Here is a 24939-nt window from a genome sequence, read left to right as displayed (position 1 = left end):
TATTTAATTTATGGCTTTTACGATTGCATCACCCATTACGTTTGAAGAAGAAATTAAAAAAAGTAGATTTCAAGCTATCGCTGCACCAGTAGAAAATGAACAGCAAGTTAAAGAATTTTTAGAACAAAACAAAGATATCTCGACAACTCATCAATGCTGGGCATGGAAAATTGGCCATAATGTTCGCTTTAACGATGATGGTGAACCTTCAGGAACAGCAGGGCGTCCAATCTTGGCAACCATTGAAGGGAATGACCTGACGAATATTATTGTAATGGTTAACCGCTGGTATGGTGGAATAAAGCTAGGGACTGGCGGCCTTGTAAGAGCATATGGTGGTTGTGCTGGGCAATGCTTGCTATTGGCTGAGCGTATTGAACTCATTGCAAAGAAAAAGATTTATTTTTCCTGCCACTTTAATGAGTGGGCCATATTTCAATATGAGCTTACTCAACAACAAATTGAATATCAGGAAGCCTATACTGCAACGGGCGTGGATATCGAAGCAAGACTACAAATACATCAAATTGAACCACTCGCCTTAAAACTCAGAGATGTAACGCGTGGTCGTGAAGAATTAAAAATTGAGGATGAATTAACTGATGACTGATTCCTTAGTTAAATATCGGGAACAACATAAGCACCGTTTAAATTATATGCCATGGTTATATTGGACTTTAAAACCTAAAAATCGTGCTTGGGCCGAAGAGTGGCAGCAAGAATATCAAGCTTATTTGATGGAGATGGAAACAGTTGAGATTGGTAAAAACTGCTTTATCTCGCCCTTAGCTCATATTTTTGCTGAACCAGGACGAAACATTATTATTGGTGATAATTGTTTTATTGCAGCAGATTGCAGTTTGCATGGACCCCTTGAAATAGGTAATGAGGTCGCGATAAATCATCATTGTATTTTAGATGGGGGGCGAGCCGGCATAAAGTTGCATGATCAGGTCCGTATTGCTGCATATTGCCACTTATATGCATTTGATCATGGTATGCAGTTAGATCGTCCACTTTACCAGCAACCTGTCACCTCTAAAGGAATTGAAATTGAGCAAGACGTTTGGTTAGGTGCGCATGTGGGTATTAAAGATGGTATTAAAATAAGTAAGCATGCTGTGGTCGGCATGAATAGTATGGTGACCAAAGATGTGGAGCCGTACCATATTGTAGGTGGCAACCCCGCAAAATTTATTCGTTTAAGGGAATAATTCAGTCTTAAGAATGTAATAAAATGTTTGATCTTTAAACAAAAAAGTTGATTTTTATACATAAACCTTAACATACCAATTTTTATCTATGTTAAGTTAAAGCTAAGTTTTAAGAATAATCTCCAAGGCAAAAGACCTGAAGAAGAGAGGCTGATATGAACCGTGTTATTGCGTGTATTGACTCATCACCGTGTATTAATGCTATTGCCGATGCAGCAGCATGGGTTGCTAAAGCAACCGGACGAGAACTTGTATTATTACAAATTCTAGACTATTACCCTGCAAGTTATCATCTTGGTGAAATTAGTGGAGTAATTGGCTTTGAAAGCAATGCAATGCTGCTAAAAGAGTTAGCTGAGCTGGAACAAAAACAAAGTGAACTCGCTTTAGACTATAGCAATAATTTACTTCGTCACATTTCTGATCTTATTCAAGAAAAACATGGAATTACATGTTCAAAAATTCAAGAAAAAGGTGATTTTTTAGAGCAAAGTTTTAATCTCTTGCATGAAAATGACATCGTAATTTTAGGTCGAGTCGGGGAAAGAGCTGCCGAAAAACAGAAACCCATTGGAAGTAATGTAGAAAACTTTATTCGTGGGGCCAATTGTACTGTTTTGACCATTGGCGAAAACTTTAAAATACCGACACGATTTATTTTCGCCTATGAATATTCTCCGACATGCCAAAAAATGATGCGTCGTATTGCTCAAAGTGATCTATTACGAACACTGCAATGTCATTTGGTTTATGTCGGCGATCATCCAGAAGTACTTAATGAACCTGAGCATTACCTTAAACAAGCGGGCATAGATGTAGTGACCGTATATCGCTATGGCGATGTTGCACAAAATATTTTAGAGTACCAACAAGAACATGGTATTCAAATCATTGTGCTAGGTGCATTTAGTCATAGCAAAATTCATCAGTTCTTCTTGGGAAGTATTGCAACAACCGTATTCAGAAACGCGACTGTACCATTGCTAGTAGCTAAATAATAAGATTTGCATATAGTTATCCGCAAATCTTGTGGATAACTATATGGAAAAGCAACTGTAATAAAAGTAATTTATTGATTATAAATAATAAAATAAAAAAGACGATTTTTTAACCATTATTTCACAATTGCAATTGCGAAGCCATCATGGCCTTTTGAGCCAACGGTTTGTAATGCTGTACAAGATAAGATTTGTGGATGGTTTTCGAGGGCTTTAAACATTTCACGGATGCCTTCAATACTTGGTTTTTTATTATCTGGATTTAAAATATCACCTGCGCGAATCACATTATCAAGCACAATAATTGTACCTGATCTGGAAAATTTCAGGCTCAATTCTAAATATTCCGGATATCCCTGTTTATCTGCATCAATGAAAATAAAATCAAAAGGCTCGATAGATTGAGGATCAATCTCAGAAAGAATATCTGCGGCACGGCCAGTTTTAAGTTCAACTTTTACAGGAAGATTTGCATGGTCGATATTTTTTTGTGCCATTTCTGCGTGAGTGTCACGGCCTTCTATGGTTAGTAAATAACCATCTTCAGGTAACGCACGGCCTAACCAAATTGTACTGTATGCAGCAAAGGTTCCAATCTCTAAAACTCGTTTGCATTTATTCATTTGAATAAGCATCTGCAAGAACATTCCTTGGTTAGGAGCTACTGCAAGATGATTTGAGAAGCCGTGTTCATCGGTATTTTTTAATGCATATTCGAGTCGCGGGTCTTCGGGAATTAAATGTGAATCGATATATTCGTCAATGTCTGTCCACATCTGCTGCATAATCAAATTTACCTATATGTTGATAGGGGTATTTTAAACGTTTATGCCTAGAGTGCAAAAATCTTCGTTTGAAGAAATTTTGGTTGATTATTGAATGAGCAAATTACTTTTTCTGAGTTACCAACCCAAATTAAACAAGGAGTATAAAAAGGTTCATTTCTTGCTTATTTTTATCAATGTGTAGTTAGGGATGTATAAATGAGAATTACGTTGTGTGCTTTCACAAGTGTAGATTTTGAAGAGGGTATTGAGGTTTATTGTTCAGCTTTTAGTAATGAGCCATGGAATGAGCAGTTTGATGATTTAGAACCAATTAGAAAATATTTTGAGAGATATTTTCAATATTCATCTTCTTTTGGCTTTTGTGCAAAATGGGGAAACCAATTAATTGGTGTGGGAATGGGACATATTCACCCAACTATACAAGGGCTTCGTTATTATCTAGATGATTTTTTTATTCATCCCCAATATCAGGGAAAAGGAGTTGGTTCTAAGCTTTTAAAGTATATAGAAGGAAAGTGTAGAGAAAATAATATAGAAACTATTGTTCTGCACACGTTAAGAGCATCTATTTCCGAAGATTTTTATAAAAAGCATGGCTTTAAAAACCGCTCAAAACTCATCTCTTTAGCCAAACGTTTGTAATGGGTTTAAGTGAAAACTCCTTTCGATTGAAAGGAGTTTTTTAATTTAAAGGTTACACATCGAACTGCTTCGAGTTAAATCAGGTCCCCAAGTACGATAGCCTTGAGTATCGATATGAATTTGTCCGGAGCTATATAAACCAATACCCATATTTAAGCTTTGGCCATGCTGAGCCCAGAATTGACAGAGTTTAAATTTGGTATTTTCAATAAATGTATAATCTTGAGCTTGAGGGAACTCAGGACCAATACGGAAATCAATTGCAGAGTTAAATAAATGCTTAGAAGAGCTTGCGCCACCAGCACATTCATTTAAAGGTAAATCTCGGTAAACAGAGGTAACTTCAAAGTCTGTTAGAACTTTTGACGCAACTAAATATTTAAATACGCGAAGGGTCGATAAAGAATTTCCCCAAAGTTCGCGATTAGGCACAGCATATTCTGAGCGCCCACATTTTTGCCAATCGCGTGCTGAACGTAATAGCTCAAAACTTGGCACAATGCCCGCGACATTATTTCGGGTTAAGAATTTTTCATATTCACGAACACGTTCGTAATTTTCACCCGAACCTAACCAGCTTCGATAAGATGTAGGCTCAACTTTAGGGGGAATCGGGCGCTCGATAATAACGCGCTCTTGTGGAATAAAGATTCGTTTACCACTTGGAGAGGTTTTGCCTGTTGTTGTGTGTTGGGGAGAGCTGACACAACCTACCATAACCGCTGGGATTATGCATAAGGGCACCATACTCTGCAAAAACTTCCGCATAAGAAAAATTAAGCACTTATAAATATTGCGGCTATTTTAATGCAAAACAGTGCACAAATTACGAGGAATTTGCAATGAAATGTTTGAATAGAGTATAAAAAAAGATCAGCGGTTGCTGATCTTTTTTGAAATTACTTTTCAAGATATTGTAATTTATCAGGTTTGCCGTTCCATTCTTCACGGTCAGCCGGTTGATCACCAATTTGAGTAATGTTAGGCCATTTTTGAGAAAGGTCAGCATTGAGCTCAATAAATACTTCTTGACCTTCTGGTAACTCATCTTCAGAGAAAATTGCATTTGCCGGGCACTCTGGTTCACATAATGCACAGTCAATACATTCATCCGGATTGATCACTAGGAAATTCGGACCTTCGTAGAAACAGTCAACAGGACAAACTTCTACGCAATCTTGGTATTTACATTTAATACAATTTTCAGTGACAACAAAGGTCATGGCGACAGCTACCTAAAAAATATGGTTTCATTTCGAATAGCTTATTTTAGGCAAAAAAGGGGTAAACAAACAATTGCTTTTATTGATATTCTTTATTCATGCATATGAAGATAAGTTAATACGTTGATAATCAAACAAATCTTTCAGTCTTATGAACTGCTTGTCTATAAAATTAAAATAATAATATATTTTATAAAACAATAACTTAAAAATTATTTTATTTAATTATTTAGATGTCATTTAAGTCAAGGCATCTATTTTAATAAATACCTTAACTTTTTATTTTTTCTTTTACAAATTTTGATTTTCAGCTTTTTTTGCTGAAAATCTTCAAATATTTAGAGCTAAACCTTACACAGTAAATGAATATCTTCAGGTTCGAGCTGCCAAAGTTGTTGATCTGGAGCACTTAAAGGTTCTGCACCATGCTTCATATAGAAGTCTACAGTGCGCTGACTCGGGGTTGCTGAAATATACAGTTGTTTTGCACCGAGTTGCTTGGCGGACTCTTTTGCGGCTTGCATAAGCTTAGCACCAATGCCTTGACCTTGTTGGTCTGCATCGACATAGAAATAGTGCAATAACTTTGCGTTAGGGTAATCCGCTATAAGTTGATTTGAGACTACGCTCACACCAATCAGTTTTTCAGAAGCATCAAATGCGCCGATAAATATTGAACCTTGTTCATAGAGCTGTTTCAGTTTAGGTGGGTCATTTTCTAGATGATATGAGTCCCAATGTTGTACATCAAAAAAACAATCAACTAAGTCTAGATGTTGTTGTTTTTGTATGTAGTTTTGAGTAATTAATTCACGGCGGCTAATTTGCTGCCAAATAAGATCGATTTCTGAATATTGCAAAGATCTTAAGATCATATAAATATTATTCTCCGAGGTGAATAAGCAGACCTAAGCCTGCTTATTCAGAAGTGATTTATTAAGATTTCAGCGCAGCTTTCAGCTCATAGAGTTGTTCAAGCGCCTGACGAGGCGATAAGTTATCGACTTCAATTTGCTTAAGTAAATCTAGAGCAGGGGATGAAACTTCGATCTCGACAACTTTTTCTATGATTTGTGAACCAGAGTTTGCATCTGGTGGAGCAAACAAATCATTTTGAAAACTGGTTTGTAGATGTTGCTGCTGCTGTTTTTCCAAAATGCGTAAACGCTTCTGCGCTTCTTTAATAACATTGGCAGGAATACCGGCTAACTTTGCAACCTGTAAACCATGGCTTTGACTTGCAGGGCCTTGCTGAACTTTATGCAATAAAATCAGGTTGCCGTTAAGCTCTTGCGCCGTCACATGATAGTTATCAATTCCTGCTTCACTACCCAGTTCGGTTAACTCGAAATAATGGGTGGCAAATAGACATAAACATTTGACGCGTTTGGTTAAATCAACCACGCATGCCCATGCTAAAGACAAGCCATCATAGGTACTGGTTCCGCGGCCAACTTCATCCATCAAAACAAGCGATTGATTCGTCGCATGATGCAGAATTTGTGAAGTTTCCGTCATTTCAACCATAAAGGTCGATTTGCCTGTAGATAAATCGTCGGCTGAGCCAATACGAGTGAAAATACGATCGATTGGACCGAGTTTGGCTGCTTTGGCTGGAATATAACTGCCACAGTAAGCCAATAAACTAATTAATGCCGTTTGACGCATGAATGTCGATTTACCGCCCATGTTTGGGCCAGTAATGATTGCCATGCGATGTTGGCTATCAAGAAAAGTATCATTTGGTGTAAATGGTGCTTTATTTAATGCTTCAACTACAGGGTGACGGCCTGCCTGAATTTTAATTCCAGTTTCTGGGGTAAATTCAGGACGCGCCCAATTGTTTAAGCGTGCTTGATGAGCAAAGTTAGCAACCACATCAATTTGAGCAATTGCTGAACTCATCATTTGGAGATGAGCAATATTTTCGCGAAGGTTTTCAAGTAAAGCTTCAAATAGTGCTTTTTCACGTGTTAATGCGCGCGACTCGCTCGACAGAACTTTATCTTCAAAACTTTTTAACTCAGGGGTAATGTAGCGTTCAGCATTTTTTAAAGTCTGGCGACGAATATAGTCAGCTGGAGCTTGCTCTGCTTGAGCACGAGTGAGTTCGATGTAGTAACCACTTACACGGTTATAACCGATTTTAAGGGTATTAATGCCAGTACGTTCACGCTCTTTAATTTCTAAATCAATGAGGAATTGACCGGCGTGATCGCGAATTTGACGTAATTCATCGAGGTCAGCATCATATCCTTCTGCAATTACATTGCCATCACGAAGTAATACAGGTGGATTTTCAACAATGGCTGCCATCAAATGTTGATGAAGCGCTTTAAAATCACCAAGTTCTTGATCAAGTTGAACTAATAGTTTGGATTTTTTCGCTTGAATGACTGGAGTTAATGCCGTTCTTAAAGCTGGAATTTGTGCACATGCATGACGAAGTTGTACTAAATCACGTGGTCGCGCACTGCCCAGGGCAACACGACTAAGTACACGCTCAATATCACCAATTTCTTTAAGCACTAAACGGACTGGGCTTTCATGATATCCCTGAATGAGTTGCTCAATGGCATCTAAACGAGCATCGAGTAATGCGGTATCACGAACCGGTTGCATGAGTGTACGGCTTAATAAACGCCCACCCATTGCAGTTTGGCAATCATTTACCAGTTGGAATAATGACGTGCCGTGTTCAAATAATGGTTCAATAATTTCTAAGTTACGACGTGTGATTGGGTCAAGCGCAATAAAGTCTGTGCTTTGTTCAAGTTGAATTGAGCGAATATGTGGTAATGCCGTTTTTTGTGTTTCTTTTGCATAGTGAATGAGTGCAGCGGCAGCAGCTTTGGCTAAAGGCAATGGGTCTAAACCAAAACCTGAAAGCGTTGATACCGTAAACTGGTCACATAAGGTTTTTTGTGCATTATTTTGATTGAAGTCTACATTCGGGCGTTTGGTAACGGGACAATCTAAGTGCTTTTTAATTTGTTCGATAATATTCGTATCGACCAAGTCTTCATCAATCAAAATTTCACTTGGCATTAAACGCGCAAGTTCGATAGGCAATTGTTCTGGCTTGTAATCTTGTTGTTGAACTTTAAAAATGCCTGCACTTAAGTCGAGTAAAGCAAAACCAATCTGATTTTGATGGATGCATAATGAAACCAGATTAGATGATTGATAACTGCTGAGTAATGCATCATCAGTTAACGTACCCGGAGTAAGAATACGAACAACTTTACGATCAACCGGACCTTTACCTGTCACTTCTCCAACCTGTTCGCAAATGGCTACAGTTCGTCCAGCTTTGACAAGACGTGCAAGATAACCTTCTGCCGCGTGATAGGGAACACCCGCCATTGGAATAGGTCGCCCACTCGCTTTACCACGATGGGTTAAGGTGATGCCTAAAAGTTTGGCTGCTAAATGAGCATCTTCAAAGAAGAGTTCATAAAAGTCACCCATACGATAAAACAGCAACGCATGTTGATAGTCCGTTTTGACTTTGAGATATTGCTGCATCATAGGTGTATGAGAAGATAAGTCAGCCATGATTTCAGCGCTATTCATGCGTATTAAACCCTTAAAAAATCAATAATAAATAAGTTAACTTTGAAAGTTTGGTTGTCAAACCAATTCTAACAACTTCTGTGTAAATCTGACTTAATCTAAGAAAAAAGTATACCTTTGTAGTGTACCTTCTTTAGTGTCAATATTGAGTTAACAGTGTGTGAGAACTTAACTTAATTTTTCACGGTTGCTATCTTAACAAATTGAGACTGATTGACAAAAAAGATTCCTAAAATGAGCGAGGAAATAAATAGCTAATTAAGATTGTTGAATATAAATATTTTTTAATTTTGATTATTCTTTTGTCTTGGATATTTTTTTATATCTAAATATTTTCATATCGTAGCGAATAATGCAGGAATATAAGCGCCAGCCGCACGTAGTTTTTTGCCTTGTGGTGTAAGTTTAACGTCTATGTAATAAAAAACTGATGGATAAATTGAATATCCATCAGTTTGAGTTCTATTTATAAATCACGAGCAACTAAAGTTAAAATGTCGTAGGTTGCGACAAGTTCACCACGCTGGTTTTTGACTTTAATATCCCATACCACAACCCCATGCGCAGGCTGAGACGGGTCTTTTTGTGGTTTAGGTGTTTTCTGCTTACAGGTTAATTCAACCTGAATCGAGTCACCAATTTTAACTGGTTCAACAAAGCGTAAGTTGTCCATACCGTAATTGGCAATAACTGGACCTTGCGCTGCATCTACAAACAAACCTGCTGCGGCAGAAACAATAAAGTAGCCGTGCGCAACGCGTTCACCAAAGAAAGACTCGGCAGCTGCAATTTTGTCGGTATGCGCATAGAAGTAATCACCACTTAAACCAGCAAAGTTAACAATATCTGCTTCGCTTACTGTGCGACGCGCCGTTAATAAACGTTCACCAATGACTAACTCATCAAACGACTTTTTAAATGGATGTACACGGTCTTCGTTGACCTTAGATCCAGCAGTCCACGAGTGAGTAATTTGTGTCAGGCTATTTGGAGAACCTTGAATTGCTGTGCGCTGCATATAGTGTTTAACAGCACGAATACCACCTAACTCTTCACCGCCACCTGCACGACCAGGTCCGCCGTGTACTAAATGCGGAAGTGGAGAACCATGTCCTGTACTTTCTTTTGCTGACTCTGCATCGAGTACATGCACACGTCCATGCCAAGGCGCAATTTTTTGAATAATCTGTTCGATATTCTCATCGTTATTTTTAACGACTGAAGCCACTAAGCTACCTTCACCACGTGAAACAAGGTCGGCAAGCTCTTCAATGTTTTGATATGGCATGAGTGTACATACTGGACCGAAAGCTTCTGTGGTATGCACATGTGCCGCTTGCAAAGGTTGTTCGCATAACAATAAAGTTGGAGCGAAAAAAGCACCTTTTTCAAGATGATCTGCATTAAATGTAAAGGAATCACTGTCACCAAAAACAATTTTTGCATCTTTGCTGAGTTCAGCAACTTTTTCTGCAACGTCATGTTTTTGTTTAATGCTGGCTAAAGCACCCATGGTGGTTTCTTCTTTTTGAGGGTCACCCACCACAACTTTAGCAAGTTTGGCAGTGAGCTTCTCTTGCACAGTAGCTAATAAATTCTCAGGAACGAAAGCACGACGAATTGCAGTACATTTTTGGCCTGCTTTTGTGGTCATTTCACGGAAGACTTCACGCACAAACAAATCAATCGTTTCTTCATTTGCCTCTAAGCTTAAAATTGCACTGTTTACCGAGTCGGCTTCCATGCTAAATGGAATCGAATATTTATTGAGATGAGGGTGGTTACGTAGTTTTTGGCCAGTGTAGGCAGAACCCGTAAACGTGACACAGTCTTGTGGGCCTAACTGTTCTAACAGGTCATATGTTTGACCGCAAATTAGTTGTAGTGAGCCTTTTGGTAACACATGAGCTTCTTCAATGGCTTTTACAACAGCTTGAGTTAATTGAGAGCCATCGGTTGCAGGTTTAACAATACATGGCACACCAGCAAGTAGAGTTGGTGCAATCTTTTCCAGCATTCCCCAGATTGGGAAGTTAAAAGCATTGATATGAACTGCAACACCAGCTTTAGGACTTAAAATGTGCTTAGCACCGAAAGTGCCATTTTTAGATAACTGAATCCAACTGTCTTCGGTAATAATTTTTTCGTCATTGAGTTCACGGCGAACTAGACTCGAATAAGCAAATAATGTCTGGATACCACCTTCAATATCAATCCATGCATCTTTACGAGTTGCACCTGTTGCATACGCAAGTTTGTAGAACTCTTCCTTGCGCTCAAGTAAATATTGAGCAATTTGTTTTAAAGCATTGGCACGTTGGTGGAATGTCCAGTTTGCCAATTCTGAACCATTTTGTTTGGCATATTGAACAACACGTTTCATATCAATGCCATGACTACTTACGGCATAAATCGATTCACCTGTAATTGCATGGTAAACAGGACGTAGTTCTTCACTCGTCGAATGCCATGTTCCATAGACATAAGAAGCAAGGTGAGGTAGTTGATGCTCAGACTGCTGAAAATCTGTGTCAGTTGAGGTTCCTTCTAGGTGTGCTTGTTCAAGCATGACCAAACTCCTTTTTATGTGATACATCAATTATAAAAATTGCAAAAATATGATTCATAATTTCAGATTAATTTGTCTAAAAGTCAACTTTATTTTGATTTTTAAAAGTAAAAAAGTTTTTTACAATTGGTTAATTTTTATTAATTTCAATTATTTAATGTGTTTTTGTTTGGTGGATTTAATTTGATACTAAAAAATGGGTTGACTTTGTTTTTAGTGTATCGAAAAATAGATTTAAGGGTGATACCTACAGGGAATGAAAGAATGGAAAATAACTACCAGAAATTTGAACAAAATATTGCCAATGACATTACGATCGAGGCTAAGGATGAAATGCCAGATGCCTATCGCAAAACATTGATTCGTCAAATCGGGCAACATGGCCATTCTGAAATTGTAGGTATGTTGCCTGAAGGGAACTGGATTACTCGTGCGCCAACTTTAAAACGTAAAGCGGTTTTGTTGGCGAAGGTACAAGATGAAGCTGGGCATGGTTTGTATTTGTACAGCGCGGCAGAAACTTTAGGCGCTGACCGTGATGACATGATGGAAAAGTTGATTGATGGGAAAATGAAATACTCATCAATCTTTAACTATCCAACTTTGACTTGGGCAGATGTTGCTGCGATTGGCTGGCTTGTCGATGGGGCAGCGATTGTGAATCAGGTTGCGCTTTGCCGTACTTCGTATGGGCCATATGCACGTGCAATGGTACGTATTTGTAAAGAAGAAAGTTTCCACCAACGTCAAGGTTTTGAAGCGATGATGGCTTTGGCAAACGGTACACCAGAACAAAAACAAATGGCACAAGATGCAGTAAATCGTTATTGGTGGCCTGCACTCATGATGTTTGGCCCAAGTGATGAGCATTCTCCAAATAGCGCACAAAGTCTGGCGTGGAAAGTCAAACGCTTTGGTAATGATGAATTACGTCAAAAGTTTGTCGATAACACCGTACCGCAAGTGTTGCAGCTTGGCTTGGAAGTACCAGATCCAGATTTAAAGTTTAATGAAGAAACAGGCCACTATGAGTTTGGCGAGATCGACTGGCACGAATTTAATGAAGTGATTGCTGGACGTGGACCATGTAATCACGAGCGTATCGAAGCGCGCCGTAAAGCATGGGAAAACGGCAAATGGGTTCGTGATGCAGCAGTGGTCTACGCTAAAAAACAGCAGCTAGAAGCGAACAAAGTGGCTTAACAAGATTTATGGAAAAATTTGAGGAAATCAAAATGGAAGATAAAAACAACTGGTCACTCTACGAAGTATTTGTCCGTAGTAAACAAGGCTTAAGCCATCGTCATGTGGGTAGCTTAAGAGCACCAGATGATGAAATCGCACTTCAACATGCACGCGATGTTTATACACGTCGTAATGAAGGAATTAGCATTTGGGTGATTCGTTCTGAACTCATTAAGTCTTCACAGCCAGATGAAAAAGCTGAATTTTTCGAACCTGCTCTAGATAAGGTTTATCGTCATCCGACTTTTTACCATATTCCAGATGGCATTGAGCATATGTAAGGGGAATGGCAAATGAATCATTCAGTTTTATCTAAATTCTTATTACATATTGGCGACAGTCAACTGATTTTATCTCAGCGTTTAGCTGAGTGGTGTGGACATGCACCTGAGCTTGAAATTGATATTGCTTTAGCAAATATCGGTTTGGATTTGTTAGGTCAGGCAAGAAACTTTCTGACCTTGGCAGGTCAATATGATGAAAACCAACGTGATGAAGATCAGCTTGCGTATTTCCGTACAGAGCGTGAATTTCTAAACTTATTGTTATGCGAACAACCGAATGGTGATTTCGCACAAACGATTGTACGCCAATGGTTAATAGATCATTACCATCTTCATTTATTTACTGCTTTAACGCAGAGTTCACTTCCTGAACTAAGTGCGCTTGCTGTGAAATCTTTAAAAGAAGTGAAGTATCACATTCGTTTTTCTACAAGCTGGATGGAACGTTTGAGCTTAAGCACAGATGAAGCTCATCAACGTGTACAGGACGGATTAAATAATTTATGGCGTTTTACTGCTGAGTTATTTGAACTTAATGCAGATGAACAAGCATTGGTCGCACAAGGTGTGATTCCAGATTTTTCAAATGAAAAAGAACAATGGAACCAAACCGTTGCAGATGAGCTTAAGCGCTTTGAATTAAATGTTGCTGTGAACGGAGCTTACCGCCGCGGTGCGAAACAAGGATTGCATACTGAGCATTTAGGTTATTTGTTGGCTGAAATGCAAAGTATTCAAAGAACTTATCCGGGCATGACCTGGTAAGACAAGGAGGTGAGCCATGCACATGATTCGTCATTGCATCGACCAATGTTGGGATGTTCTACAAACGGTAAGTGACCCTGAAATTCCGGTTTTATCCGTTGTGGATTTAGGCATGATTCGGGGCGTAGACATTAACGATCAACAAGAAATTGTAGTTCGTCTAACGCCAACATATAGCGGTTGCCCAGCAACAGATATGCTCAAAGCACAAATTGTTGAGGCATTTATCGCAGAAGCGTTGACACCGGTCAAAGTGATGGTCGATTTATCAGAAGCATGGACCACGGACTGGATGTCTGAGGCGGGTAAAAAGAAATTGCAAGTTTATGGCATTGCGCCACCTGAAGGGTTGGCACATCAGTGCGGTACGCATGTTCATTTGATTGATGGCATAGAGTGTCCACGTTGTAAAAGCCGACATACCCGACTGTTAACAGAGTTTAGTTCTACCGCCTGTAAAGCACTTTATAAATGTCAGGACTGTCTTGAGCCTTTTGATTACTTCAAATGTATTTAAGTCTTTAGATAAGGAAATCAGCCATGAGCCAATTTGTACCATTAAAAGTAAAAAGTATTACGCCTCAAACCGATCAGGCAATTTGTATTGCATTTGACGTTGTGCCTGAACAACAAGAACAATTTCAATTTCAACCGGGGCAACACTTAACCATTCGCCATTTAACTGAAGCTGGTGAAATCCGCCGTTGTTATTCAATTTGTAGCTATGCTGGCAAAGAAGACATCAGTATTGCGGTTAAAAAAATTGATCAGGGTCAATTTTCACATTGGGCAAATGACCATTTAAAAGTAGGTGATGTGCTTGAAGTGATGCCACCACAAGGCGTGTTTTTTCAAAAAGCAGCAAAGGTTGGCGGACAAAACTTTTTAGGCGTTGCTGCGGGCAGTGGTATTACCCCAATTTTGTCGATTGTTAAGCAAGTTTTGTTTGAACAACCTGAAGCTAAATTTACGTTGCTTTATGGCAATCGTTCATGGAAACAAACCATGTTTGCCGAGCAAATTATGGATTTGAAAGATCAGTTCAAAGAACGTTTTCAACTCATCAATATTTTTTCTCGTGAGTTCAACGACAGTGAATTGATGAATGGTCGTATTGATGCAGAAAAGCTAAAACAACTTTTTGATTTTGATGTGCTTGAAACGAGTTTTGACCATGTTTTTGCCTGTGGTCCAGACGAAATGATGAATGCTGTAGAAAGCACTTTGCCAAATTATGGGATTGCAGCAGAGAAAATTCACACTGAACGTTTCCATACAGGGCAGGCTCGTAAACGTAGCGCTGAAGCTGATGCAAACCGTAAAGAAGAAAAAGTAAACATCATTTTAGATGGTCGTGAGCTGATTGTTTCTGTGGCTCAGGATGATGAAAGTATTCTTGATGCGGCTTTACGTGCGGGTGCTGATTTACCGTATGCCTGTAAAGGTGGGGTGTGTGCGACCTGTCGTTGTAAGGTTGTTTCTGGTGAGGTGGATATGTTCCTTAACTATAGTCTTGAAAAAGATGAAGTCGAAAGGGGCTATGTACTCAGTTGCCAGACCTTACCAAAAGGCTCCAATGTTCGTTTGAGTTTTGATGAATAGAGGCCTCTCATGCAAGAGTTGATTAAAGCCAGCACAGCAGCTGACGGTGTTTTGTTATTAACACTAAACCGTCCAGAAAAAAGAAATGCTTTAAACAATGCAACATTGCAATGTTTATGCGAGTTGCTCGAAAAAGCTGAACATAATACTCAAGTCAAAGCGGTGGTTTTAACGGGTAACGCTCAATGTTTTGCGGCTGGGGCAGATCTTAGCGAGTTGGCTGCTATGGACGCTGTCACTTTGCAACTCGATATTCGTCCGAAGCTTTGGCAAAAAATTGATGCTTTTAGTAAGCCGCTCATTACCGCCGTCAATGGCTATGCCTTAGGCGCTGGGTTTGAGTTGGTTTTGCATTCAGATATGGTGATTTGTGGTGAAAATGCCCGTTTTGCTTTACCTGAAATTGGTCTTGGCATGTTGCCGGGTGCAGGCGGAACACAGCGTTTGGCGCGCTTGGTTGGGCAACAACTCACCATGCGCTGGGCCATGACAGGTGAGATGATTTCGGCAAAACAAGCAGAGCAACATGCTATTTGCAGTCAGGTTGTACCGACTGAATTAACCGTTGAATATGCTATTCAACTTGCAGCCAAAATTGCGAAACAAGCGCCTTTAGCGATTCGCGTGATTAAACAGTCAATTAAAAGTATTCATGAAACGACTTTAAGTCAGGGACTCAAGTTTGAACGTCAAAACTTTGTCTGGCTGGCGGCTACAAAAGATCGAAACGAAGGGATTAATGCTTTTTTTGAGAAAAGAAAGCCAGTGTTTAGAGGTGAGTGATGGACTATCAAAATATTATTGCTGAAGAAAAAAATGGTGTTGGCTACCTGACATTTAACCGCCCAAAAGCACTGAATAGCTTTAACGTCGATATGCACCGTGAAGTTGCTGAGGTTTTAAACCTGTGGAGCAAAAATCCGGATGTTCGCTGTGTTGTGATTAGTGGCGAAGGCCGAGGCTTTTGCGCAGGCCAAGATTTAGGTGATCGTGTAGTAGACCCAAATGCTGAAGCTCCAGATTTAGGATATTCCATTGAAACTTACTATAACCCGCTCATTAAAGCGATTGTAAATATGCCAAAGCCTGTGATTTGCGCCGTAAATGGTGTGGCAGCAGGCGCAGGGGCAAATATTGCGTTGGCGTGTGACTTGGTGATTGCAGCTAAATCGGCAAACTTTGTACAAGCATTTTGCCGCTTAGGTTTAGTTCCAGACTCGGCGGGTACATGGTTTTTACCACGTGCTGTAGGCCATGCGCGTGCTATGGGTCTGACTTTGTTAGGTGACAAGCTACCAGCAGAAACAGCAAAAGAATGGGGCATGATTTGGGATGTTGTAGAAGATGCCGAGCTTAAAACAAAAGTCACGGAACTTGCAGAACGTTTAGCGAAACAGCCTACTTTCGGTTTATCTCTTATTAAAAAAGCAATTCATCAATCAAGCAATAACACCTTTGATGAGCAAGTGCTATTAGAGCGTGACTTACAACGTATTGCTGGACGCTCGGAAGATTATCGTGAAGGTGTACAAGCCTTTATGAGTAAACGTGAACCAAATTTTAAAGGGCGCTAAGCATGACAGATTTAGACTTATCTCACGCCCGAATTGCCGTAATTGGTTCTGGCACCATGGGCATCGGCATTGCCCAGTTAGCCATCGTCAATGGACACTCGACCATTTTATATGATCTGGACGCTCAAAAAGCACAACAAGCCGTTGAGGGCTTGGAGCAGACTTTTAAAAAGCTGGTTGAAAAGAGCAAGCTCACACAACAGCAAGCTGATGAAGCCTTAGCGCGTTTAACTGTGGTTAATCAAGTTGAAGCGCTACGTGATGCTGACTTGGTCATTGAAGCGGTCGTTGAGAAAAAAGAAGTTAAACAATCTTTATTTAAACAACTTGCTGAAATTTGTAGTGCGCAAACCATTTTTGCAAGCAATACCTCTTCAATTTCAGTGACTGCAATTTCGGCTGGCATTGCTCACCCTGAGCGCGTAGTGGGTTTACATTTTTTTAACCCTGCGCCAGTGATGAAACTGGTCGAAATTGTGCAAGGCTTAAAAACACCAAATAGCCTATGTTTGGCTTTAAAAAACTTGATGATCGGCTGGAAAAAAATTCCTGTACTCACCAAGTCGACTCCTGGTTTTATTGTAAACCGAATTGCACGTCCGTTTTATGCAGAAGGTTTTAGAGCACTGCAAGAACAAGTCACTAGCTACGACCAGCTAGACTATGCCTTAAAGCAATGTGGCGGTTTTGCGATGGGACCGTGTGAACTTACCGACCTTATTGGGCAAGATGTTAACTTTTCGGTAACGCAAAGCGTTTATCAAGAGTTTTTTTACGAGCCACGCTACCGTCCAAGCCTGATTCAAAAAGAATTAGTCGATGCGGGCGCTTGGGGCCGTAAGTCAAAACAGGGCTTTTATCGCTATAACGAAAAAAATCAGTACGAGACATTTCAGCCTAAAGCTGTGATTGCCAAACCAGTCGATGCACATATTCAGCTCAAAGGTGCTTGGTCTCAGCTACCTGCGTTTTTAACGCGTTTAAGTTTAAAAAGCGGATCTGCGAGCGACGACAATATTCTTCAAATTGATGATATCGACTTACGTTTAAGCCAAGGTGAATCAGCCAATATTCATTACCTAAGCCGTAAAGTGGTTTTAATGGATTGGCACCATGATTTTGAGCAGGCAGAGGCTTTAGTACTCAGTCATAACGAGCTTTGTGAAGCAAGTGATCTAGCTAAAGTTGAAGCTTACTTTGCGCAATTTGGCATGAGCGTGATGTGGATTAAAGACCATCCGGCACTGTTAACCTTACGTACCATCGCTTTACTCATTAATGAAGCCTGCGAAGCAAGTTTACATGGTGTTGCGAGTCTGGAAGATATTGATAATGCCATGAAATATGGAGTGAATTATCCTAAAGGTCCTTACCAGTGGTTGACACAAATGGGCGGCGCTTATGTGCTCCAAACCTTAAATAACTTATATGCACTGTATGGAGAGGAAAAATATCGCGCGAGTATCTACCTCAAGCAATATGTAGCGAAAACTCAAAACATTGCTACTCAATATTCACGTGATATGACCGAATTTGCATAATCAGGAGTCAACATGGAAGACGTTTTAATTTGCGATTTTATTCGTACCCCAATTGGACGATATGCAGGTGCCCTAAGTGCTGTACGTGCAGATGATTTAGCTGCATTGCCCATCAAATATTTAAAAGATAAACACCAGAACTTACCGTGGAATACTGTAGACGAAGTGTTTTTAGGGTGTGCCAATCAGGCAGGTGAAGACAACCGTAACGTTGCACGTATGGCAACACTGTTGGCTGGCTTACCTGATACAGTCCCAGCGATGACCGTCAATCGTTTATGTGCCTCTGGTTTAGATGCGGTAGGCCTTGCGGCACGTTCAATTAAAGCAGGCGAAGCACAGTTCGTTTTGGCAGGTGGTGTTGAGTCGATGAGCCGCGCGCCATTTGTACAAGCTAAACCGACTGAAGCGTTTAGCCGAACCCCTGAAATTTATGACACCACCATTGGCTGGCGCTTTGTAAATAAGCAACTTAAAGCACAATACGGCACAGACAGCATGCCGGAAACTGCCGAAAATGTAGCTGAAAAATACCAGATTAATCGTGAAGACCAAGATGCTTTTGCATTGCGTAGCCAACAAAAAACGGCTGCGGCACAACAAAACGGTTTTTTTAACGATGAGATTTTGCCTGTCGAGATTGTAGACCGTAAGAAAAACGTGGTGGTGGTGAACCGTGATGAACATCCGCGTGAAACGACACTTGAAGCACTCGCAAAACTAAAAGCGCCTTTTAAGAAAGAAGGTGGATCGGTGACTGCCGGAAATGCCTCTGGTGTAAATGACGGTGCTGCATGTGTGTTAATTACTAACCGTGGATTTGCAGATGCACATGGTTTAAAACCTTTAGCACGAGTAATTGGCATTGCAAGTGCGGGTGTTGAACCCAAATATATGGGTATAGGTCCTGTTCCAGCGGTACAGAAAATTTTAAAGCAGACAGGTTTAACGCTAGATCAGATGGATGTGATTGAACTGAACGAAGCATTCGCAGCCCAATCTTTAGCTTGTATGCGTGAACTTGGTCTAAAAGATGACGATGAACGCGTGAACCCAAATGGCGGTGCGATTGCACTCGGACATCCGCTCGGTATGAGTGGTACACGCTTAGTCATTACGGCAACACGTGAGCTAAAAAAACGAGGTGGACGCTATGCACTGTGCACGATGTGTGTAGGTGTTGGACAAGGCGTCGCACTGATTTTGGAAAACTTAAATTAATTCAGACGGTTTTTAAAATTACATAATGAGGAGAGAGGCGATGGACAGCCTTACAACGGATAATGTTGAGCAATTAACACTTGCAGAGCTTAGAGAGCTGCAAACTAAACGGTTAAAACAAACCCTGACTTTTGTATATGAAAATAGTCCGGTGTATAAGAAAAAGTTCGATGAAGCAGGTGTACATCCTGATGACTTCGTGACTTTAGACGATCTGGCAAAGTTTCCATTTACCACCAAACAGGATTTAAGAGACAACTATCCGTTTGGAATGTTTGCCGTACCGCAAGAGCAAATTGTGCGTTTACATGCTTCATCAGGCACAACGGGTAAACCGACTGTAGTGGGTTATACCCAAAAAGATATTAACACTTGGTCAGATATCGTTGCGCGTTGCTTACGCATGGCAGGTTTAACTGCTAAAGATATGATTCAGGTCGCTTATGGCTATGGACTGTTTACAGGTGGCCTCGGTGCACATTATGGCGCTGAGCGTTTAGGTGCAACCGTTATTCCAATGTCTGGCGGGCAAACTGAAAAGCAAGTTCAGCTCATTCAAGACTTTAAACCTACTGCAATTATGGTTACGCCATCATATTGCGTAAGTATTATTGAAAAGCTGGAACAACAATTTGGTACTGCACGTAATACTTCTTTAAAAGTCGGTATTTTTGGTGCCGAGCCGTGGACCAACGAACTGCGCCGTGAAATTGAAGAACGCCTCAATATTAAAGCACTCGATATTTATGGTTTGTCTGAGGTGATGGGACCGGGTGTTGCCATGCAATGCCTAGGCGAGGGCGAGGGATTAACCATTTGGGAAGATCATTTCTATCCAGAAATTATTAACCCTGAAACGGGTGAAGTCTGTAAAGATGGCGAACTTGGCGAGTTAGTTTTTACCACCATTACCAAAGAAGGCTTACCGATTATTCGTTACCGTACCCGTGATTTGACCCGTTTGTTAGCGGGAGAAAATCTGGCGATGCGTAAGATGGATAAAATTGTGGGCCGTAGTGATGACATGCTCATTATTCGCGGCGTGAATGTTTTCCCAACTCAAATTGAAGAGCAAATTTTGCAAGTTCCGCATTTAGTTCCAAATTATGAAATTTTGGTGACTAAAAAAGGACATATGGATACTTTGCATATTCGTACAGAGATGTGTCATAACTGTACTATACAGGCCAATCAACTTGCTCAGGAGTTGATGAAACGCATTAAAACCATGATTGGGATTAGCGTTACTGTAGAAGTTGTTACAGAAGCGACCTTACCTCGTTCGGAAGGTAAGGCAAAGCGGGTAATCGATATGCGTCAGATTGCTTAACATCAAGATCATTCAGGGTATAGAATCTATACCCTGAAACTAAACGCCAAGACATGAGTATGAGTGCAAAAATACAGCAAATAATTGATTCTGTTGTAAAGAATGAGACCTTAAGTGGAACTTCGCTTATTTCGACAATTTTTGGAGATTCAGTACTTCATCGGGGTGGAAACATTAGTCTTGCAAGCCTGATTCAGTTATTAGAGCTATTTGGTTTTAATGACCGTGCTGTAAGAACTTCTGTTTTTCGTTTAGTTAAAAATGATTGGTTATGTTCAGACAAAATCGGCAGAACCAGTTTTTATCGCATTACCGATTCAAGCCGTTCGACGTATTTGCAAGCCGAGCAACGTATTTATAACGACCAGATGAAAGAGTGGGACCATTATTGGGATCTTATTTTGATGTCTAGCCTCGACACTGAAAATAAAGCGTTGCTAAAGAAAGAACTCGAATGGTTAGGGTTTGCCAATATTTCGACAAACTTAATGGCCTATCCGGGTTGTAACCGTATTGAACTGCAACGGTTGTTGGTTGACTTAAATATGAGTGAGCAAGTGGTGGTGTTTAAAGCCGAAACCTTGCAGCTCTTTAATAATTCGGTCGATACCATTGGTCGCATGCTCAGAACCAACTGGCCAATCGATGAATTACGCCAAAGATATTTACAGTTTCTCGATATTTTTAGAGAAATTGGCGTGTTGCTGATGCAGGAAAACGAACAACTCGAACCTGTTCAAGCCTTCCAAATTCGAACTTTGCTGATTCATTATTATCGACGGATTTTATTGAAAGACCCTGCATTACCGCTTGAATTGTTACCAACTGATTGGCCTGCAATTAGTGCACGAACATTATCAATGAACATTTATAAAAAAGTATTTGAACCTGCCGATGAATACTTCTTGTCTGTTGCTGCAACAGCAGAAGGGCCTATGCCAAATGCCACAGCACATTATTGGCGCCGTTTCGGAGGTTTGGTTGCGACAAATGAGAGGTTAAATCATGCCTTGTTATAGTATTGACGGTGTTATTCCAGTCGTAAGTCCAGAGGCTTTTGTACACCCAACCGCTGTTTTAATTGGTGATGTGATTATTGAAGCGGGCGTATATGTGGGGCCATTTGCTTCATTGCGTGCCGATTTTGGTCGTATTCATATTAAGCAAAATGCCAATATACAAGATAGCTGCACCGTACATGGTTTTCCGCAAAGTGTGACGTTAGTTGAAGAAATGGGGCACATTGGGCATGGCACAACTTTACATGGTTGCCGTATTGGAAAAAATGTTTTGGTCGGCATGAACAGCGTAATTTTGGACTATGCTGAAATTGGTGAAAACACCATTATTGGTGCAAATAGTTTGGTTAAAACCAAAGATATAATTCCGGCAAATGTATTGGTAATGGGTAGTCCTGCCAAGGTGGCACGTGATTTATCAGAACAAGAAAAAAAGTGGAAAACTAGAGGCACGCAAGAGTACATTGAACTTGCACAGCGCTGCTTAAACTCAATGCAAGAAGTTCAGCCTTTAAGCTCAGAGTTGGATGACCGCCTGACCTATAAGGACTTTAATTCTTCAAACTATCAGATTAAACAAGATAGTGTTTAACGGCTTTTAATCAGTCGATTTCAATACCCATGAGTTCATAACACTTAAGGAATACTCGCACGAGTAGGGAGACGTCTGTGCAAATAATGGAAAATACTGCGGTTGATCAATTCGCAGAGCTATTAGGTGTTCAAGTGCTGCATCGCAGTTTTGATCAAGCGCGTTGTCAGCTTAATGTGAAAGACGAGCACATGAATGCATTGGGTGGCGTGCATGGCGGCGTCATATTTTCTTTAGCCGATATTGCTTTTGCGATGGCTTGTAATGCAGGGGATGCGCCATATACTGGCCTACAGGCTGATATTCGCTATATGAGCGGTGCGAAAGATAGGGTTTTATTTGCAACAGCAACCAAGGTCGGAAGTAGTAAAAAATTCGCGCATTATGAAGTGGTGATAACAGACGGTTTGAATAATAGGGTCGCTTTGTTTACATCTACATGTTATAGGCTTGCGCCGTAAGATGCGTTTATGAGGTCGTTAGATTCAGAGCAGAACTTATCAGTTACTCAACTTATAGCCAAAATGATTAAGGCATACGTTAATTCCGTTAAGTGAATAGTCCGTGCAACCTTTATGAATGCACTTCAGTTCAATAAGTAAAAATCTGAGTATTTCTAATTGGTTGATAAACCAGATTGTATCTAAATTGCCGCATTAAATCTTTTGAAATTGGTTGAGGTTGTTGTATTTGCATTATCAAAAGCTGTAAAAACTGTCCATGACTAAACACAGCCAAATTCTTTTGGGCATAAGTTTTAGTCAATACCTTTAACTTCTCATGGAAAGCTTGAACCCGCATATATAGATCTTCAAAAGACTCTGCATCATCGGCATCTTTATGCTGATAATCCATTTTCTCCCAATAGGCATTTACCCAAGCTTTACGGTCATCCATATTGGTATTGGCGCATTTACGCTCAGACAAATAGCTAAACTCATGCAAATGTTCATCTACTTCAAAATTGAGATTATATTTTTCTAAGAGTGGAAGGGCGGTTTGATGTGTACGCAAATATTGAGACACAATCACATGATCAATCTCGGGCAGTTTTGAGCAGAGTGCTTGAGCTTGTTTATGCCCATTTTCACTTAAAGCAATTGAAGCATGTAAAAGTGTTTTTCCATTAATATTGGCTTCACTTTCAGCATGTCGGATCAGAAAAATGCTCATATTAATTCCGTTTTGATAAAACTAATTCCTGACTTTCATTGTAAAAAGTTAAGGTATAGCTTTTTACAGTTTTCCCATTCGAACTTATACAAAATTTGCCTGAGACTGGAACTTTCCATTCTGATCCAACATTGCTTACCAAGCCAATCCACGCGTGTCCATTAAAAGTAAATACTCGTTCATTTTCTATATGAAAGTTTTCGAAATAAATGGCATCACACCAAAATTTGTCTGTGTTATCAAAGTCTTTTTTAGAGAATTTCCAACAACTTAAAATTGAAAAGTTGCTTTCAAACCATTCATCTTTGTAGTTGAGCTGAATATAGTTATGAATGGCCTCAGCCGTAACTTTTTCTAGTTGTAGAACTCTTCGCTGAATACGTCTTTTACTCGAATAAATGAACTTTCTATATTTATCTTCTTGGTATTCGTTTCTTTCCATAGTTTTAAATATTACATAAGAGGTTGACTAAAATTAGCATATTAAACCGTATGCTACATATCGGAGTGCATTCAACTCAAGAAATTTATCATTATTAAATTTTTGATATAAGTTGTATGAAGAATTAATTTTATTATAAAACTGAAATGACAAGACTAAATAAAATAGTATTGGTTATTAAATATTGAGTATAGCCCTCATTGTTTAAAATAAATTAAAAATCTATCAATATAAAATATATTATAATAACTTGGTATCTTAAGGTGGTTGTGAGTTGGCTTTTTTAACTTATTGATTTTATTTTTATGAAAGTGTGTGAGGTTGGTGTGGATTTTTCGTTAAATAAATTGAAGCAAAAAAAATATTATAAGAGTTACTTATTAGGTATGATGTTATTAATAATATATGTTTTGTGTCATAAATTAATTTATTCACAAGTGATTTTAATAGCTGGTATTTTTATTATTGAGGTAGGTTTTATAATATGGGCAATTGATTTTTATAAGAATAAAATAAAAGGAAAACCGTTTTATATATTTGTATTTAGTATTGTTAACTTTTTTATATTGTGGTTTTCAAATGTTCACGCTCAGGACTTAGTTGTACAAAGTTTTGGTTTGCCAGCTGAAGATTTTAGTCTTACCTTACACTTATTAGTACTTCTTTGTTATATTCCAGCAGCAATAGTATTTACATTTATTATTTTTTTTATAATTTATTTAGGGATTTTTTTATATTTGATGTTGATAATTTTAAAGAACTATCTATATGTTTTTATTCATCCATTTTTAGTAATACTAGGTAAAGCTAATGTTACTTATAAAAGTAATATTGATCATGGGGTTTTTTTGCATTTTTTAGTTTTTGCTATTAATAGTCTATTATTGATGGGAGTGTTTCAATTTATTATTAACCACCAATCTTCATTTTATCCATCTATTCGATATGTTGCTTATTATGTAGATTATCAGTATTTATATAATTACCCGAAGATTGATAAGGATAAAAAAACTAGATTACACGCAAATAATTATTTTTCAATTATGGAAGGAAGTGGACAGAATCTTAAAGTTATAGTAAAAAAAATAGAAGATTAATAGTTTATAAAAATAGTCTGTCATCGATAGACTATTTTTTTGTG

The 24939-nt window shown here is 39.2% G+C and carries 26 protein-coding genes; 18 read left to right on the top strand and 8 right to left on the bottom strand.

From position 1 onward, the window contains the following. The first annotated feature begins 10 nt into the window (after positions 1 to 10). The 3 genes from AC07M3_RS04470 (at position 11) to AC07M3_RS04460 (ending at position 2212) form a co-directional block, all read left to right on the top strand. Positions 11 to 610, top strand: a complete 600-nt coding sequence (locus AC07M3_RS04470; RefSeq protein ID WP_494566654.1) for an IMPACT family protein — start codon at positions 11 to 13, stop codon at positions 608 to 610. Next, positions 603 to 1214 carry a DapH/DapD/GlmU-related protein gene (locus AC07M3_RS04465; protein WP_494566653.1) on the top strand — a complete coding sequence of 204 codons (612 nt, stop codon included), beginning with the start codon at positions 603 to 605 and terminating at the stop codon, positions 1212 to 1214. Before AC07M3_RS04470 ends, AC07M3_RS04465 begins: the two co-directional genes overlap by 8 nt. 155 nt (positions 1215 to 1369) lie before the next feature. After that, positions 1370 to 2212, top strand: a complete 843-nt coding sequence (locus AC07M3_RS04460) for a universal stress protein (protein ID WP_092705331.1) — start codon at positions 1370 to 1372, stop codon at positions 2210 to 2212. Between the two features lie 116 nt (positions 2213 to 2328). On the opposite strand, the gene AC07M3_RS04455 is transcribed toward AC07M3_RS04460, so the two are convergent. Then, on the bottom strand, positions 2329 to 2997 hold the full coding sequence (locus AC07M3_RS04455; protein ID WP_056478888.1) for an O-methyltransferase: 669 nt from the start codon (positions 2995 to 2997) through the stop codon (positions 2329 to 2331). A gap of 198 nt (positions 2998 to 3195) precedes the next feature. On the opposite strand from AC07M3_RS04455, the gene AC07M3_RS04450 reads away from it, so the two are divergent. Then, positions 3196 to 3642 carry a GNAT family N-acetyltransferase gene (locus AC07M3_RS04450; protein ID WP_045125211.1) on the top strand — a complete coding sequence of 149 codons (447 nt, stop codon included), beginning with the start codon at positions 3196 to 3198 and terminating at the stop codon, positions 3640 to 3642. 45 nt (positions 3643 to 3687) lie between these two features. On the opposite strand, the gene AC07M3_RS04445 is transcribed toward AC07M3_RS04450, so the two are convergent. The 5 genes from AC07M3_RS04445 to paaZ form a co-directional block, all read right to left on the bottom strand. Then, positions 3688 to 4410, bottom strand: a complete 723-nt coding sequence (locus tag AC07M3_RS04445) for a peptidase M15 (RefSeq protein WP_494566652.1) — start codon at positions 4408 to 4410, stop codon at positions 3688 to 3690. A gap of 131 nt (positions 4411 to 4541) precedes the next feature. Then, positions 4542 to 4865, bottom strand: a complete 324-nt coding sequence (gene fdxA, locus AC07M3_RS04440) for a ferredoxin FdxA (protein WP_003650851.1) — start codon at positions 4863 to 4865, stop codon at positions 4542 to 4544. 344 nt (positions 4866 to 5209) lie between these two features. Further along, a complete protein-coding gene (locus tag AC07M3_RS04435) occupies positions 5210 to 5740 on the bottom strand; it encodes a GNAT family N-acetyltransferase (RefSeq protein WP_494566651.1) in 531 nt (176 codons plus the stop codon). A 61-nt stretch (positions 5741 to 5801) separates the two neighbouring features. Beyond that, a complete protein-coding gene (mutS, locus tag AC07M3_RS04430; RefSeq protein ID WP_494566650.1) occupies positions 5802 to 8441 on the bottom strand; it encodes a DNA mismatch repair protein MutS in 2640 nt (879 codons plus the stop codon). A gap of 466 nt (positions 8442 to 8907) precedes the next feature. Further along, entirely contained in the window at positions 8908 to 11010 is a 2103-nt protein-coding gene (gene paaZ, locus AC07M3_RS04425; protein WP_494566649.1) for a phenylacetic acid degradation bifunctional protein PaaZ, read from the bottom strand. Between the two features lie 264 nt (positions 11011 to 11274). Here paaZ and paaA point away from each other — a divergent pair, with 264 nt between their 5' ends. From paaA to AC07M3_RS04360, 13 genes are all read left to right on the top strand, one after another. Further along, positions 11275 to 12213 (top strand): 1,2-phenylacetyl-CoA epoxidase subunit PaaA, encoded by a 939-nt coding sequence (paaA, locus tag AC07M3_RS04420; protein WP_005041608.1) that lies wholly within the window; start codon positions 11275 to 11277, stop codon positions 12211 to 12213. 32 nt (positions 12214 to 12245) lie between these two features. Further along, positions 12246 to 12536, top strand: a complete 291-nt coding sequence (gene paaB, locus AC07M3_RS04415) for a 1,2-phenylacetyl-CoA epoxidase subunit PaaB (RefSeq protein ID WP_494566648.1) — start codon at positions 12246 to 12248, stop codon at positions 12534 to 12536. Between the two features lie 12 nt (positions 12537 to 12548). Continuing rightward, positions 12549 to 13304 (top strand): 1,2-phenylacetyl-CoA epoxidase subunit PaaC, encoded by a 756-nt coding sequence (paaC, locus tag AC07M3_RS04410; RefSeq protein WP_494566647.1) that lies wholly within the window; start codon positions 12549 to 12551, stop codon positions 13302 to 13304. A gap of 16 nt (positions 13305 to 13320) precedes the next feature. After that, a complete protein-coding gene (gene paaD / locus AC07M3_RS04405; protein ID WP_494566646.1) occupies positions 13321 to 13821 on the top strand; it encodes a 1,2-phenylacetyl-CoA epoxidase subunit PaaD in 501 nt (166 codons plus the stop codon). A 23-nt stretch (positions 13822 to 13844) separates the two neighbouring features. Then, entirely contained in the window at positions 13845 to 14906 is a 1062-nt protein-coding gene (gene paaE / locus AC07M3_RS04400; protein ID WP_494566645.1) for a 1,2-phenylacetyl-CoA epoxidase subunit PaaE, read from the top strand. A 9-nt stretch (positions 14907 to 14915) separates the two neighbouring features. Continuing rightward, positions 14916 to 15689 (top strand): enoyl-CoA hydratase-related protein, encoded by a 774-nt coding sequence (locus AC07M3_RS04395; RefSeq protein ID WP_092705341.1) that lies wholly within the window; start codon positions 14916 to 14918, stop codon positions 15687 to 15689. After that, the gene (gene paaG, locus AC07M3_RS04390) at positions 15689 to 16480 is read left to right on the top strand and encodes a 2-(1,2-epoxy-1,2-dihydrophenyl)acetyl-CoA isomerase PaaG (protein ID WP_092705342.1); all 792 of its coding nucleotides are present in this window, start codon (positions 15689 to 15691) and stop codon (positions 16478 to 16480) included. Before AC07M3_RS04395 ends, paaG begins: the two co-directional genes overlap by 1 nt. Positions 16481 to 16482: 2 nt before the next feature. Then, entirely contained in the window at positions 16483 to 18021 is a 1539-nt protein-coding gene (locus AC07M3_RS04385; RefSeq protein ID WP_199990908.1) for a 3-hydroxyacyl-CoA dehydrogenase, read from the top strand. Positions 18022 to 18033: 12 nt separating this feature from the next. After that, the gene (pcaF, locus tag AC07M3_RS04380) at positions 18034 to 19242 is read left to right on the top strand and encodes a 3-oxoadipyl-CoA thiolase (protein ID WP_199990907.1); all 1209 of its coding nucleotides are present in this window, start codon (positions 18034 to 18036) and stop codon (positions 19240 to 19242) included. A gap of 40 nt (positions 19243 to 19282) precedes the next feature. Beyond that, on the top strand, positions 19283 to 20572 hold the full coding sequence (gene paaK / locus AC07M3_RS04375; protein ID WP_005041588.1) for a phenylacetate--CoA ligase PaaK: 1290 nt from the start codon (positions 19283 to 19285) through the stop codon (positions 20570 to 20572). Between the two features lie 53 nt (positions 20573 to 20625). Further along, complete coding sequence (paaX, locus tag AC07M3_RS04370; RefSeq protein WP_000062822.1) at positions 20626 to 21591, top strand: phenylacetic acid degradation operon negative regulatory protein PaaX; 966 nt, start codon at positions 20626 to 20628, stop codon at positions 21589 to 21591. Beyond that, positions 21578 to 22183 carry a DapH/DapD/GlmU-related protein gene (locus AC07M3_RS04365; RefSeq protein WP_199990906.1) on the top strand — a complete coding sequence of 202 codons (606 nt, stop codon included), beginning with the start codon at positions 21578 to 21580 and terminating at the stop codon, positions 22181 to 22183. Before paaX ends, AC07M3_RS04365 begins: the two co-directional genes overlap by 14 nt. A gap of 77 nt (positions 22184 to 22260) precedes the next feature. Next, positions 22261 to 22644 (top strand): PaaI family thioesterase, encoded by a 384-nt coding sequence (locus tag AC07M3_RS04360; RefSeq protein WP_494566644.1) that lies wholly within the window; start codon positions 22261 to 22263, stop codon positions 22642 to 22644. Between the two features lie 130 nt (positions 22645 to 22774). Here AC07M3_RS04360 and AC07M3_RS04355 read toward each other — a convergent pair whose 3' ends face one another. Together AC07M3_RS04355 and AC07M3_RS04350 are read right to left on the bottom strand one after the other, a co-directional pair. Next, positions 22775 to 23356 carry a histidine phosphatase family protein gene (locus AC07M3_RS04355; RefSeq protein ID WP_494566643.1) on the bottom strand — a complete coding sequence of 194 codons (582 nt, stop codon included), beginning with the start codon at positions 23354 to 23356 and terminating at the stop codon, positions 22775 to 22777. Between the two features lies 1 nt (position 23357). After that, a complete protein-coding gene (locus tag AC07M3_RS04350) occupies positions 23358 to 23798 on the bottom strand; it encodes a hypothetical protein (RefSeq protein ID WP_494566642.1) in 441 nt (146 codons plus the stop codon). A 305-nt stretch (positions 23799 to 24103) separates the two neighbouring features. Between AC07M3_RS04350 and AC07M3_RS04345 the strand changes: the two genes are divergently transcribed. Beyond that, complete coding sequence (locus AC07M3_RS04345) at positions 24104 to 24895, top strand: hypothetical protein (RefSeq protein WP_494566641.1); 792 nt, start codon at positions 24104 to 24106, stop codon at positions 24893 to 24895. The last annotated feature ends 44 nt before the right edge of the window (positions 24896 to 24939 follow it).

It is taken from the genome of Acinetobacter sp. GW821-FHT09D10, assembly GCF_059416285.1.
This window is presented reverse-complemented; position numbering and strand designations above follow the sequence as displayed.